Annotated in this window: 11 protein-coding genes; 4 read left to right on the top strand and 7 right to left on the bottom strand. The window is 69.4% G+C overall.

Translation table 11 applies throughout. The features are described 5' to 3' along the window. The first annotated feature begins 62 nt into the window (after window positions 1–62). The 3 genes from glgX to glgB all read left to right on the top strand — a co-directional run bounded on the left by glgX (window position 63) and on the right by glgB (window position 6474). Window positions 63–2135, top strand: coding sequence for a glycogen debranching protein GlgX (gene glgX / locus CSX12_RS08275; protein WP_124895480.1), 2073 nt, complete (start codon window positions 63–65; stop codon window positions 2133–2135). A gap of 122 nt (window positions 2136–2257) precedes the next feature. Then, window positions 2258–4273 carry an alpha-1,4-glucan--maltose-1-phosphate maltosyltransferase gene (locus tag CSX12_RS08270; RefSeq protein WP_206427157.1) on the top strand — a complete coding sequence of 672 codons (2016 nt, stop codon included), beginning with the start codon at window positions 2258–2260 and terminating at the stop codon, window positions 4271–4273. Continuing rightward, window positions 4270–6474 carry a 1,4-alpha-glucan branching protein GlgB gene (gene glgB / locus CSX12_RS08265; RefSeq protein WP_124895479.1) on the top strand — a complete coding sequence of 735 codons (2205 nt, stop codon included), beginning with the start codon at window positions 4270–4272 and terminating at the stop codon, window positions 6472–6474. Before CSX12_RS08270 ends, glgB begins: the two co-directional genes overlap by 4 nt. A gap of 48 nt (window positions 6475–6522) precedes the next feature. Here the strand turns inward: glgB and CSX12_RS08260 are convergent, their stop codons facing one another. After that, window positions 6523–7446 (bottom strand): tetratricopeptide repeat protein, encoded by a 924-nt coding sequence (locus CSX12_RS08260; RefSeq protein ID WP_026049701.1) that lies wholly within the window; start codon window positions 7444–7446, stop codon window positions 6523–6525. After that, window positions 7443–9401 carry a glycosyl transferase gene (locus CSX12_RS08255; RefSeq protein WP_124895478.1) on the bottom strand — a complete coding sequence of 653 codons (1959 nt, stop codon included), beginning with the start codon at window positions 9399–9401 and terminating at the stop codon, window positions 7443–7445. Before CSX12_RS08255 ends, CSX12_RS08260 begins: the two co-directional genes overlap by 4 nt. A gap of 180 nt (window positions 9402–9581) precedes the next feature. Here CSX12_RS08255 and CSX12_RS08250 point away from each other — a divergent pair, with 180 nt between their 5' ends. Next, window positions 9582–10643, top strand: a complete 1062-nt coding sequence (locus tag CSX12_RS08250; protein ID WP_017202024.1) for an AI-2E family transporter — start codon at window positions 9582–9584, stop codon at window positions 10641–10643. Between the two features lie 15 nt (window positions 10644–10658). Here CSX12_RS08250 and CSX12_RS08245 read toward each other — a convergent pair whose 3' ends face one another. The 5 genes from CSX12_RS08245 to CSX12_RS08225 all read right to left on the bottom strand — a co-directional run bounded on the left by CSX12_RS08245 (window position 10659) and on the right by CSX12_RS08225 (window position 14144). Beyond that, window positions 10659–11378, bottom strand: a complete 720-nt coding sequence (locus tag CSX12_RS08245; protein WP_124895477.1) for an alpha/beta hydrolase — start codon at window positions 11376–11378, stop codon at window positions 10659–10661. Continuing rightward, window positions 11375–11662 carry a hypothetical protein gene (locus tag CSX12_RS08240; RefSeq protein WP_017202022.1) on the bottom strand — a complete coding sequence of 96 codons (288 nt, stop codon included), beginning with the start codon at window positions 11660–11662 and terminating at the stop codon, window positions 11375–11377. Before CSX12_RS08240 ends, CSX12_RS08245 begins: the two co-directional genes overlap by 4 nt. A 9-nt stretch (window positions 11663–11671) precedes the next feature. Beyond that, window positions 11672–12244, bottom strand: a complete 573-nt coding sequence (locus tag CSX12_RS08235; RefSeq protein WP_017202021.1) for a transglycosylase SLT domain-containing protein — start codon at window positions 12242–12244, stop codon at window positions 11672–11674. A 170-nt stretch (window positions 12245–12414) separates the two neighbouring features. After that, on the bottom strand, window positions 12415–12993 hold the full coding sequence (locus tag CSX12_RS08230; protein WP_017202020.1) for a DivIVA domain-containing protein: 579 nt from the start codon (window positions 12991–12993) through the stop codon (window positions 12415–12417). Beyond that, on the bottom strand, window positions 12993–14144 hold the full coding sequence (locus CSX12_RS08225; protein WP_026049700.1) for a phosphatidate cytidylyltransferase: 1152 nt from the start codon (window positions 14142–14144) through the stop codon (window positions 12993–12995). The genes CSX12_RS08230 and CSX12_RS08225 overlap by 1 nt, the downstream gene beginning before the upstream one ends. Window positions 14145–14147: the final 3 nt, after the last annotated feature.

Here is a 14147-nt window from a genome sequence, read left to right as displayed (position 1 = left end):
CCGGGGTGGAACCGGGTCCGACCTGTCATGAGACGGCAACACATCACGCCTAGGGTGTATTCATGCCTGCGTCCCGAGACCTCATCGTCCCCGGCGGCTCCGACCTCGACAACCTCGGCGTCCGCCTGCACGACGAAGTCGGCACCCTGCGCGTCTGGTCCCAGAACGCGGCCTCCGTCGAGCTGGTCGTCTTCGACACCACGGACCTCGACTGGGCGACCGACGAGCTGCCCCTCGAGCGCCGGCCCGGGGGCATCTGGGAGGTCACGACGCCGCTGCTCCAGCCCGGTGTGCGCTACGCCATCCGGGTCGGCGGTCCGCACGGGCCGGGAAACACCTTCAACCCGGAGACGCTGCTGCTCGACCCGTACGCGCGGGGCCTCGCCCAGGGCGACGGATACGAGGAATGGCGCTCGGTCGTCATCGTCGACGGGTTCGACTGGGGCGACTCGCGCAAGCCCCGCGTCCCGCTGGACAGGACGGTCATCTACGAGGGGCACCTCAAGGGGCTCACGAAGCGGCACCCCGATGTGCCGCCTGCGCTGCACGGCACGTACGCGGGCCTCGCCCACCCCGCGATGATCGAGCACTTCCACTCGCTGGGCGTCACCTCCATCGAGCTGCTCCCCATCCAGGCGTTCGTGCCGGAGCCCCGTCTGCTCGAACGCGGACTCACCAACTACTGGGGCTACAACACCCTCAACTTCTTCACACCGCACACGGCCTACGCGACGGAGGACGCCCGGAAGGAGGGGCCGGAGGCGGTGCTGTCCGAGTTCAAGGGCATGGTCCGGCTGCTGCACGAGGCCGGTCTCGAGGTGATCCTCGACGTGGTCTACAACCACACATCGGAAGAGGGCATCGGCGGACCGCGCTCGAGTCTGCGCGGTATCGACAACGCGAGGTACTACCGTCAGGACGCGTCCGGCGTGTACATCGACACGACCGGATGCGGGAACACGCTGAACACGGCCACGGCCGCCGGCGCTCGTCTCGTGCTCGACTCCCTCCGCTACTGGGCGCAGGAGATGCAGATCGACGGCTTCCGCTTCGACCTCGCCACAGCGATCGCCAGGGACGAGTCGCACACCTACACGCCGGAGCATCCGCTGCTCACGGCCATCGCGAGCGACCCGGCCCTCGCTGACACGAAGCTCATCGCCGAGCCGTGGGACGTCGGCCTCGGCGGCTGGCAGACCGGGAACTTCCCTGCGGGCTGGCACGAGTGGAACGACCGCTACCGCGACCGCGTGCGCAACTTCTGGCTGAGCGACATCGACTACGCGCGGCGAGCGTCCGCCCCGGTCGGCATCGGCGGATTCGCGACGCGTCTCGCCGGCTCCTCGAACACGTTCAGCGAGGACAGGGGGCCGCTGGCGAGCGTCAACTTCGTCACGGCCCATGACGGCTTCACCCTCCACGACCTCGTGTCGTACGACGTCAAGCACAACGAGGCCAACGGCGAGCACAACCGCGACGGTGCGGACACGAACCGCGCGTTCAACCACGGCATCGAGGGGCCGACCGACGATCCCGCGATCCTCGCCGCCCGGCGCAAGGCGATGCGCAACCTCCTCGGCACCCTGCTGCTCTCCGCCGGGATCCCCATGCTCACCGCGGGCGATGAGCATGGGCGGACCCAGAAGGGGAACAACAACGCCTACGCGCAGGACTCGGCGCTCACCTGGCTCGCCTGGGACTTCGAACCGTGGCAGGAGGACCTGCGTGCGCACGTCGCCCGCCTGATCCGCCTCCGCGAGGAGAATCCGGCACTGCGGCCGACCCGCTACGCCCGACTGGGCGAGCACATCCCCGGCGCCTCCGTCATGGACTGGTACGACCAGAACGGCGAGACGATGGAAGCACACCAGTGGACCGACCCCGGCAACCGCACGCTCCAGTACGTCGCGGCGTCCACGCCCGAGGCCGAGGCGTACAACCGGATCCTGCTCATCGTGCACGGGACGGAGTCGCCCATCGACGTCCGCCTCCCCGAGGAGATCGAGGGGGCGACGCGCTTCGTGTCACTGTGGTCGAGCGCTCAGGAGCGTCCCTCCGAGGAGCAGGAGGTCTTCGCGCCGGGAGACGTGCTCCCGGTCTCCGGGACCTCGATGAGGCTGTTCCGCGTCGAATGACGCGCGCCGCCGACGCACCACGCGGCGCGCTACCCGCCACCGGGTCCGCGCGGTACATTCGGGATGTGTCTGCACGTGCTGGTACCCGGTCCCCGGCTCTTCGGAGCCCCGCTCAGATCCCGATGCGCGCGCTCGGCGAAGCCGACCTGCCGGGAGATCTGCGCACGACGCGGCTCCCGCTGCTCGACCCGTCCCCCTCCGTTCCCGGCGGGTTCGTGCCGAAGGCCTTCGTCGGCGAGGTCGTGCCGTTCCGCGTCGTCTCGTTCCGCGAAGGACATGATGCGATCGGCGTGCACCTGCGTCTGACGTCTCCGTCGGGCGAGAGCAGCCTGCACAGGCTGACGCCGCGAGCCGACGGGACCGACACGTGGGCGGCCGACATCGCCCTCGACGAGCAGGGAACCTGGCGATTCCGCTTCGAAGCGTTCTCCGACGACTTCGCGACCTGGGCGCACGCCGCGGAGCTGAAGGTCGCGGCGGGCGTCGACGTGCCGGTGATGGCCGCGCTCGGCGCGGATCTGCTGGCACGCGCCGCCGCGGAGAAGGACCGTCCCGCGGCGGAGCGGAAGCGGCTTCTCGCGATCTCGGCGCAGTTGCGCACCGACGACGGGACCATGACTCTCGCGATGTCGACGGATGCCGAGCTCGCCCGACTCTTCCGTGACCGGCCGGTGACCACGCTCCGTTCCGCGTCGGTCGAGCACTCCCTGCACGTCGACCGCCGCGCCGCCGGAGTGGGGGCATGGTACGAGTTCTTCCCCCGCTCCGAGGGGGCGCGCCGCCTCAAGGACGGCAGCGTCAGGAGCGGGACCTTCCGTACCGCGGCGCGACGTCTGCCCGAGGTCGCGGCGATGGGCTTCGACGTGATCTATCTCGTCCCCGTCCACCCGATCGGCACGACCAATCGGAAGGGCCGCAACAACACGCTCGTCGCCGAGGCCGGAGACCCGGGCTCGCCGTACGCGATCGGCGCGGCCGAGGGCGGGCACGACGCGATCCACCCCGATCTCGGCACGGAGCAGGATTTCCGCTTCTTCGTGCGCGCAGCCAGGAAGGAAGGGCTCGAGGTCGCCCTGGACCTCGCCCTGCAGGCCTCGCCGGATCACCCGTGGGTGACCGAGCATCCGGAATGGTTCACGACCCTCCCCGACGGCTCGATCGCCTACGCCGAGAACCCGCCCAAGAAGTACCAGGACATCTACCCGCTGAATTTCGACAACGACCCGGAAGGGATCGCCGCGGAGATGCTGCGCATCGTGCAGCACTGGGTCGCGCAGGGCGTCAAGATCTTCCGCGTCGACAATCCGCACACCAAACCGCTGCAGTTCTGGGAATGGCTCATCCGCGAGGTCGGCGCCGTCGATCCGGACGTGATCTTCCTCGCCGAGGCGTTCACCCGTCCGGCCGTGATGCGCGCGCTCGCCGCCGTCGGGTTCCAGCAGAGCTACAGCTACTTCACGTGGCGCAACAGCAAGGCCGAGCTGGAGGAGTTCCTGACGTCGGTGTCGCACGAGACCGCCGACTACATGCGACCGAATCTGTTCGTCAACACGCACGACATCCTCACCGAGTACCTGCAGTTCGGCGGCAGGGCCGCGTACCGCATCCGCGCCTGTATCGCCGCCACCGCCGGTCCCGTCTACGGGGTCTATGCCGGGTACGAGCTCTTCGAGAACGTGGCGCGGCCCGGTTCCGAGGAGAACATCGACAACGAGAAGTACGAGTACAAGTTCCGCGATTGGAAGGGCGCCGAGGAGCGCGGCGAGTCCCTGGCGCCGCTCCTGCGCAGGCTCAACGAGATCCGGGGCGCACACCCGGCGCTGGGGCAGCTGCGCAACTTCCGCTCGCACTGGAGCGACGACGACGCCATCCTCGTGTACAGCAAGCACCTCGACGCGGCCTTCACCGGCACGGGGAGGGCGGACACCATCATCGTCGTCGCGAACGTCGACCCGCACTCGGTCCGCGAGACGACGGTGCACCTCAACACCACCGTCTGGGGCGTTCCCCTCGGAGACGCCTTCGAGGTCGAAGACCTCCTCACGGGCGAGGTCTGGACGTGGCGCGACCACAACTACGTGCGGCTCGACGCCTTCGCCGAGCCGGTGCACATCCTGAAGGTGAGGGAGCGATCATGAGCCACACGGAAGAACTCGCCGCATCCACCGCGTGGGAGGCGATCGCGTCGGCCACGCATCACGATCCGCACTCCGTGCTCGGTCCGCATCCGCACAAGGACGCCGCTGACCGCACCGTGACGCTGATCAGGGCCCGCCGTCCCCTCGCCGCCGAGGTCGCCGCGGTCTTCGGCGACGGGAGCCGAGTCGAGCTCGCCCACGTCGCCCACGGGATCTGGGAGGCGCAGCACGCCGGCCCGCCGCTCCCCTACCGCATCGCCACCCGCTACGCCGATCAGGACGAGACGGTCGCCGGAGACCCCTACCGCCACGCTCCGACGCTCGGGGAGCTCGACCTGCACCTGATCGCGGAAGGACGGCACGAGCGTCTCTGGGAGGCCCTGGGCGCCCATCCGCACACATCCGAGGGGGAACGCGGCGTCTCGTTCGCCGTCTGGGCCCCGAACGCGACAGCGGTGCGGGTCGTCGGCGATCACAACGGATGGAACGGGGAGACGCACGCGATGCGCTCGCTCGGCGGGAGCGGCGTGTGGGAGCTGTTCATCCCCGACCTGCCGATCGGAACCCGCTACAAGTACCAGATCCGCACGCGCAACGGCGACTGGATCCTGAAGGCCGACCCGATGGCGCTCGCCGCCGAGGTGCCGCCGGACACGGCTTCGGTCGTGACCTCCTCGTCCTACGAGTGGTCGGACGGCGCGTGGATGACCCGCCGAGCGGCGACCCACGCCGTCGCCCAACCCCTGTCGGTGTACGAGGTGCACGTGGGCTCGTGGCGAGGCGGACTGGGGTATCGCGATCTGGCGGATCCGCTCATCGAGCACGTCACCGCGACCGGTTTCACGCACGTCGAGTTCATGCCGCTCGCCGAGCATCCGTTCGGCGGATCCTGGGGATATCAGGTGAGCGGCTACTACGCCCCCACCAGTCGATTCGGGAGCCCGGATGACCTGCGGTACCTGATCGATCGACTGCACCAGGCCGGGATCGGCGTGATCATGGACTGGGTGCCCGGCCACTTCCCGAAGGACGCCTTCGCGCTGGCGAGATTCGACGGACAGCCGCTCTACGAGCATCCGGATCCCCGCCGCGGCGAGCATCAGGACTGGGGCACGCTGATCTTCGACTACGGACGGTCGGAGGTCCGCGGCTTCCTCGTGGCGAACGCCCTGTACTGGATGCAGGAGTTCCACGTCGACGGTCTCCGCGTCGACGCCGTCGCCTCGATGCTGTACCTCGACTACTCGCGCAAGGACGGCGAGTGGGAGCCCAACATCCACGGCGGCCGCGAGAATCTCGAGGCGATCCGCTTCCTGCAGGAGGTCAACGCGACCGCGTACCGTCTCCACCCGGGGATCATGATGATCGCCGAGGAGTCCACCAGCTTCCCGGGGGTGACGGCGCCGACCGACCACGCCGGCCTCGGCTTCGGGTTCAAGTGGAACATGGGCTGGATGAACGACTCGCTCCAGTACATCGTCCGCGACCCCCTGTATCGCGCGCACCACGAGGGCGAGATGACCTTCTCGTTCGTCTACGCGTTCGGCGAGAACTACCTGCTGCCCATCAGCCATGACGAGGTCGTCCACGGCAAGGGCAGCCTGCTCGCCAAGATGCCGGGCGATCACTGGCACAAGCTGGCCAACGTCCGCGCCTACCTCGCGTACATGTGGGGCCACCCCGGTAAGAAGCTGCTGTTCATGGGCCAGGAGTTCGGCCAGCTCGCGGAGTGGTCGGAAGGGCGCGAGCTGGACTGGTGGCTGCTGGACCAGCCCTCACACGCCCAGTTGCAGGACTTCGTCGGCGCACTGAACCGCACCTACCGCGCGCAGGCGCCGCTGTGGGAGCGCGACAACGACGGCTCCTCCTTCGATCGGCTGGGCGCACCCGCGTGGGACCCGTCCGTGATCGCCTTCGAGCGGCGCGACGCGCACGGAGGGCGACTCGTCGTGGTCAGCAACTTCGCCGGCGTCGAGAAGACGGGTCACCAGCTGGCGCTCCCCCGCGAGGGCGTGTGGCAGGAGGTGCTCAACACCGACGCCGTCGATCACGGTGGACGCGGTGCCGGCAACCTCGGCATGGTGGTCGCTCGCGGCAGGGAGAACGGCGACCCGATCGCGACGGTGACGCTGCCCGCGCTCTCGACGCTGTGGCTGCGTCACCAGCCCGAGCCGCACGTGCCCACGGTCAACCACGGCTGAACGGATTCGGTCCCGGCGACAGGCGCCGGGACCGAGACAGCCGCGCTGCTAGAACAGCAGCGACGAGAGGCGGTTGCGCGCCGCGATGACGCGAGGGTCCGCGGCGCCGATGAGTCCGAACAGCTCGACCAGGCGCTCCCGCACGGGCGTGCGCTGGTCGGACGGCAGCTGAGCGAACAGGTCGAGCAGTCGGCCGAACGCGTCCTCCACGTGACCGCCCGAGAGATCGAGGTCGGCCACCGCGAACTGCGCCTGGACGTCGAGCGGATCGGCGGCTGCAGCGGCGCGAGCCTCCTGCAGATCGAGCCCCTGCACGCGATCCAGAAGACGGACCTGTCCCAGCCCGGCGCGTGCGTCCTCATCGCGGGGGTTCTCGGCGAGGGCCTTCTCGTACGCACGGATGGCCGCCGCGTAGTCACCGGTCTCGATGGCCGCGAACGCCTCGGCGTGCAGCGGCGGAAGCTCCGGCTCGGCCGGCGCACTCGGCGCGTCGGCCGCCTCGCCCACGGAGAGAGTCCCGGTCACGCCGTTCTGCGCTGCGACCTGCAGCAGCTGAGCGAACACCTCGCGCACCTGCTGCTCGGGCACGGCACCCGTGAACATCGGGACGGGCTGTCCGGCGATCAGGGCCACCACCATCGGGATGGACTGCGCGCGGAAGCTCTGCGCGAGCTGCGGGTTCGCGTCCACGTCGACCTTGGCCAGGAGGACCCGGCCGCCGAGCTCGCGTGTGACCTGCTCGAGGATGGGGCTGAGCTGCTTGCAGGGCCCGCACCACTCGGCCCAGAGGTCGACGACCACGGGCACCGTGCGGGAGAGTTCCAGGATCTGACCGAACGTCTCGTCGGTGGCGTCCACCACGACGTCGACGACGCCCGGATCGGGCGCTCCCCCGGCTTGCGGCGCCGGCCGGTTGCGGAGGCTCGACAGGTCCACAGCGCCGCGCAGTGCGGCCGGAGAGATTTCGCTCACTTGATCACCTTCGCGGAAACGATGTCCTGGCGCGCGGCCAGGAGACGGATCTGCTCCGTCGAACCCTGCGCGGGGACGGCGAAGAACAGCTGGAACTCGTACGTCGTCTCGATGCCCTTGGCCGATTCGGTCGCTCCCGTGAGCGCCTTCGCCTGGGCGTTGTCGCCGAAGCGGATGACCACGTCCGAACCGGTCGGGGTCACGGACTCGACATCGGTGAGGGTCACGGCGACGATCGCACCGCTGTCGAGCGTGGTCATCGAGATGGGCGACGCGTCCGTGGGAGCCATGTCGAACGCGGCCGCCGAGGTCTCGGACGCGCCCTTGTCCGCCAGCGCCTGGACCACTGCCTGCCGGCTGTCGTTGATCGACTTGGCGAAGGTGAGCGACAGATCGTCGAACAGGCCGTATGACGCGCTCTTCTCCCCCGTGTCGACGACGTCGGCGAAAGCCGCTGCCAGCTCGGCGGGAGGGAGGGCGAGGAAGGCCGAGTCAGCCGGCACCATGGAGGTCCCGAGCCAGGAGGCCGCCACTGCGGGGAACTCGGCATCGGCCGACATCTCCGCCATGTTGGTCACCTTGTAGTCGGACCAGGGGTCCGCCTGCGTCATCGTCAGCAGCACCGGCGGTACGGTGTCGTCGCCGTTGCTCTTGGTGAGCGCGAGGACCGTACGGGGCCAGACATCGGTCGCCTCCGGAAGCACGACCTCGAAGTCATCGGTCGGGATGGCGGAGGGCACGGGCGTGTCGGGGAGCGCGGTCCGCAGGGCGTACTCGGTCGTCCGCGCCGTCAGCGCCGGTCCGTCCAGACGAGTCGCCGCGAGGTCGAGATCGAGCGCCGCGTCGGCCTCAGCGACCGTGTCGGAGATCGTCCGGAGGATGCGCTTCGCCTGCGCCTCGGTGACGGCCGGCGGCTTCTGGTTCTCCGGCGCGATCACGGTGGGGCTGGGCGACGGCGAGGGCGAGGCGTCACCGAGCTGCGGCCAGGAATCGGCCGAGCAGCCCGCAGCGAGGATCGCGGTCAGTCCGAGGACGGGGAGGGCGAGCATGCGCCGCCGCCGGCCCACTGGGGACGCCTGCAGGGAGCGCTTCCCCTCGGTGCCCTTGTCTTCGTCCACGATCTCCGCCTCTTCGATCTCCCCGCCATCGCCGTTCTGCGCGCCGCGCGGCTCCGCGCCGTCGGTCTCCGGCTGTTCGATGGCCGCGCGTTCCGCCGGCGGGAGCACCGCGACGTCGATCGGCTCGGTCGCCGGCAGCGGGCCGGGGCCCTTGCGGCGCGGGCCACGGCCGCGGCGCTGGTGGCGGATGGCGAGCACGTAGAGGATGAGGCCGATCAGGAGGACCACACCACCGGCGACCATGAGCGGGCCGGCCCAGGGAGTGGAGTTGTCCAGCGGCCAGGAGACGACGATGTCGTCCGGAGCGTCCTTCGTGCCGTCGTAGGCGATGAGGAGGCTGGTGCCCTCCGGGAGCTGCATGTTGTCGGCCGTGAGGAGGTTCTCCTCGCCGAAGGAGTCGAGCCACAGGTCGGAACCGCGCGGATCGCGCCCGGTCGGCTCCTCTTCGGCGGCGTCGCCCTCGGTGCCTTCCGTCGCGGGATCGTCGCCGCCCTGGGCCTCGTCCTCGCCTGTCGGCGCGGTGACGTGCTCGACGTTCAGATCCCCGTCGTCGTCGACCGTGACGTGGTTGTAGTCGGAGTCGGCGAGCCAGGCCTCCATGTCGGCGGTCCGGCCGTAGCTGCCGAAGATCTCCCCGTCGCCCCGGACGATGAGCGTCTGCGCCCCCGGATTGATCCGCAGCACATCGCCGTCGAGAAGCACGAACGGCGCCGGCTCATCGATCGCGACCTCGGTCTTCTGAGAGTCGGGGCCCACGAAGATGGTGCGCTGGGCGATCCCCGCGCCGATCAGCGCCGCGGCCAGCACGAAGGCCACCACGGCCCATACGAAACGCACGAATAGTCTCCTCACGCATCGCAGGCATCCACCCGCGACGCAACACTCGACATTTCAGACTAGCGAAATCACCTGTGTGTTGCCCACGAGCACATGCAGTGCACCCTGGACCGGCACGTCGCAGGCTCTGCGACGTCGCGCCTCGATAGCCTTGCTCCACCGGTCTCGAGGAGTCGCTGCATGAAGATCCACAACCCCTTTCGCACCGCGCTGGTGGCGACGCTCGGCGTGGGACTGGGCATCCTCCTGATCAGCAGCGTCCAGACGCTGTCGACGGTGCTGCTCTACCTAGGGACGGCGCTCTTCCTGAGCCTCGGCCTGGATCCCCTTGTCTCGTTCCTCGAACGCCGCCGCCTCCCCCGATGGCTCGCGGTGGTCGTGACGATCCTCGCCGTCCTGGGGGTGTTCGTGGGGATCGTGCTGATCATCCTCCCCGTCCTGGTGGACCAGATCTCGCAGCTCATCGCGCAGATCTCGGCGATCGTGCAGCGGGGAAACCTCATCCCCGACCTCAAGGAGTGGATGCAGGCCACCTTCCCGAACCTGCTGGTCGACGACGTCTTCACCTACGTCACGGATTGGCTGACGACCAATCTCACCGAGATCGGCGGATCGATCGGACAGGGAGTGCTGGTCGCCAGTGGCGCCGTCCTCAGCGGCCTCTTCGGCGCCTTCATCGTCCTCATCCTGACGATCTACCTCACCGCCTCCACCCCGTCGCTCAAGCGCGCGGTGTACCAGCTCGCGCCGGCGTCCAAGCGCGACCGCTTCATCGATCTCGCGGAGCAGATCACCGACTCGGTCGGCTACTACGTCATGGGGCAGGTCTCGCAGGGTGTCATCAACGGCGTGCTCAGCGCCATCTACCTGTCGATCATCCAGGCCCCGTTCCCCGCGGTGCTGGCCGTCGTGGCCTTCTTCTTCTCCCTGATCCCGCTCGTCGGAACCCTCACGGGATCGACGATCATCGTCCTCGTGTGTCTGCTCCCCGGCCTCGGCTCCCCCGGGACGGCGATCGCTGCGGCGATCTACTACCTGATCTACATGCAGATCGAGGCGTACATCATCTCGCCGCGCATCATGAGTCGCGCGGTGTCCGTGCCCGGCGCCGTGGTCGTCGTCGCGGCACTCGCGGGCGGCAGCCTGCTCGGCCTGCTGGGCGCGCTCATCGCGATCCCGGTGGCGGCCAGCATCCTGATCCTGTACCGCCAGGTGCTCATCCCGCGGATGAACGAGCTCTGAGCCGCCGCGAACCGCTCAGTCCATCGGCCACTCGGTGGCGAGAGGAAGCGCCGACGGGTTCACCGCGCCGACGATCTCGGTCAGCACCCGGCGCGTCTGGGTCTCCCCCACCCACAGGTGCTTGCCGCCCTCCACGGCGATCAGCCGGGCGTGCGGGATCGAGGCGAAGCGCGCACGCGCCTCCGGGGGACGCAGATAGTCATCGAACTCGGGGACGAGGACGACGACGGGCACGTCCGTCCCGGCCCACGCAGCGACCTCTTCCGCGGAGGCGCGGTGCAGCGGCGGCGAGAGCAGGATGACGCCCTCGATGTCGTGCTCCCTGCCGTACTTCAAGGCCAGTTCGGTGCCGAACGACCACCCCAGCAGCCACGGGCGCGGCAGCCCACGCTCGCGGACGAACGCCATCGCTGCCGCGACATCCTGGCGCTCGGCCTCGCCGCCGTCGAAGGCTCCGTCGCTGGTCCCCCGCGGCGACGTGGTCCCACGCGTGTTGAATCGGAGGACCGCCAGGTCAGCGAGAGCCGGCAGCCGAGCCGCCGCCTTCCGGATGATGTGGGAGTCCATGAATCCGCCTGCCGTGGGCAGCGGATGCAGCGTCACCAGCGTCGCGACCGGCGGAGTCTCTGACGGCGCGGCCAGCTCGCCGACGAGGGTCAGCCCGTCCGCTGTCCGCAGCTCGATGTCCTCGCGGCGGGCCGGCAGCTCCACCGGACCTCTGATCTCGGTGCTCACGACATCCTCCAACAGTGTGTGTGCCAGTGACGACGAGCCGCGAGATCCGCCGCGTCGCCGAGAACCCCGTCCGCGCGCCAGGCGACGACGTGCGCCGTCCCGGTCTCGATCCCGCGCCCGCAGCCCGGGCAGAGGTACTCCTTCTGCGCCTGTACCGCCGAGACCGGCTGCACGGTCCATTCGGCTCCGCGGCGGGACTCCGAGCGCTTCCAGCCGGCGAGCAGGCGATCGAACGAGTCGTCGCCCTCAGGGCGCGCCGGAGGGCGTCTGCGCGAGCGGGGCATCGTGCCTGCTCACCACCAGTGGTTGTTGACCCAGAAGTTGTACGCGCCGGCCCAGCTGCCGTAGCGACCGGTGGCGTATCCCGTCGCCCATCGCAGGTTGTCGACCGGGTTGTATCCGTTGCCCGGCACCTTGCTGCAGGGCAGCGCCTGGACGAGGCCGCACGCGCCGGAGGACGAGTTCGTGGCGTTCGGGTTCCAGCCGCTCTCGCGCGACACGACGTAGTCGACGTACTGCCAGTCGCTCTGGGCGATCCCTGCGGCGGCCATCCATTCCGCGGGCGCGCCGCCCCCCGTGTAGGGAGGCAGGGACGATCCCCCGGAGGATCCGCCGGTGCCTGTCGAGGGCGTCACCGCGACAGGGGCGGGCTTCGGCTTCGGCTTCGGCTTGACGTAGACCTCGAAAGTGCCGCGCTCGACCGGGGTGATCGCGGCGCCGCTGACGGTGACCGTGATGTCCTGCATGTCGGCGAGGGCCAGAGAGTACGCGGAATCCGGGGACTCCTCCGGCGCCGGCTGTGCGAGAGCCACACCGGTCGGGGCCATGAGGGCGCCGGCGAATCCGACGACGGCCAGGGCGCTCACGACGCTCGCCACAGTGCGGCGGCGGGACTGTCGACGTGTGGCCTGGCGCGCCGAAGAACTCCTTGCCGCGGGCACCGGCGAGAGGTCGCTTCGTTCGGGATTCATGTCGTTTCGGGAGTTCACGATGAGGGACAGTCTACGCAACAGTGCCTGGATCGACCATCAGGAACTCAGCGGACGGCGAGAATCACATCGATCGTGGCGTCGAGGAGGGCATCGACCTGCTCCTCGCGATACCCGCCGCGCTGCATCCGGAAAGCCGCAGAGCGCAGCTGCTCCGCTGTCAGCGGATCACCGTCCCGGAGATAGCGGACGATGCGGGAGGAGACGTGATCGACCTCGTCGATGCGGTACCCGAAGGTGAGGATGCCGGTCCGCGCGAAACGCCGACGCCGCGGACGGGCGAGGTGATCGAGGATCACCTGCGCATCCGATCGGGCGCGCTCGACCCAGGCTCCCGCGCCCTCCGAGCGCACCGCGCGCTCGCGCTCACGCGCGGCGAACGCGTCCTCCACCCGTCCCAGCGCGGCATCGACGTCGGCGACGACGTAGCCGTTCTTGACGAGGGGGAAGGAGGCGATCCGCACGTCGTCCGCGCCGAGATCGTCGCTGCCGGTCTCGAAGGCCTTCCTCGCCGAGGCGAGGAAGGTGTCGACCGCGGCACGGTGGTAGCCGCGCTCACGACCGGAGGTCACCGCGAACGCCGGTGGCGACGACGTCGGCCGGTCAACGAGCTGGTCGTCATTCATCACAGCACCACCCAGGGAGAGAGGAGGAAGTAGAGGCAGAGAGCGGGCACCGTGGATGGGAGGATGCTGTCCAGCCGGTCGAGCAGGCCTCCGTGACCGGGCAGCCACGAACTCATGTCCTTGATGCCGAGGTCACGCTTGAGCATGGACTCGCCGAGATCGCCGAGCGTGGCGGAGAGCAGGATCGAGGCGCCGAAGATGACCCCGGCCCACCACGGCAGGTCGAGGAGGAAGATCGCCAGCAGCACGCCGGCCGCGAGCGACGCGAGAACGGCCCCGCCGAAGCCCTCCCAGGTCTTCTTCGGAGAGATCTTCGGAGCCATCGGGTGACGGCCGAAAGCCAGCCCCGCGGCATAGGCTCCGGTGTCCGCGGCGACGGCGATGGCGATGAAGCTGAGCACCCACCACTGACCGCCCTCCTGCTCCAGCAGGATGAGGGCCACGCCGGCCAGGAACGGGACGTAGATCTGCACGAATCCGCTGATCACGGCGTCCGCGAGGACGTCTCCGTACGTGCGGCCGTCCTTCGCGACCATCTGCGCCATCAGGCGCCACACGATCACGAACGCGACGGCGACGAAGAGCATCACCCAGCTCAGCCACGGCTCGGCGAAGTACGCGGAGAGGACCAGGAACGCGGCCGCGATGAGCTGCGGCACCACGTCCACCCGTCGGCCGGACGCGCGCAGCGCACGGGACAGCTCATACACCCCCAGCAGCGCCGCCGCCAGCGCGAACGGGACGAACAAGGCCTTCACGAACAGCAGCGAACCCAGCAGGGCTGCACCGAAGGCGAGGCCGATCAAGGTCGCGAGGATCAGATCGCGACCCGTCCGCTGCTTGATCCGCTCGTTCGCCTGATCGAGCTGGTCGCGGGCGTGGGAGACGTGGGTGCCGAACTCGTCGCGCGCGGCTCGCCACTGCTCCCGGATCGCATTGTGATCCGCCGTGTCGAGCGGATCCGATCCGGAGGCCGCGGTCCCTGCCGCGACGACGGGCGTCGGAAGCGGAGGACGGGGCGGGATCGCGTCGGTGTCGAAGGTCGGGAAGGCCGTGTCCGCGAGCGGGACGCCGTCGGAGGGCACGCCGTCTCGCGCGTCGCGACGCGTCAACGGCGTTCCCTCATCAGCGTCTCGCGATTCGTCAGACATCCC

The sequence above is a fragment of the Microbacterium sp. Y-01 genome (assembly GCF_003856715.1).
In the GTDB taxonomy this organism is placed as follows: domain Bacteria; phylum Actinomycetota; class Actinomycetes; order Actinomycetales; family Microbacteriaceae; genus Microbacterium; species Microbacterium algeriense.
Note: the sequence above shows the minus strand (reverse complement) of the source record. Positions and strands in the feature narration are given on the sequence as shown.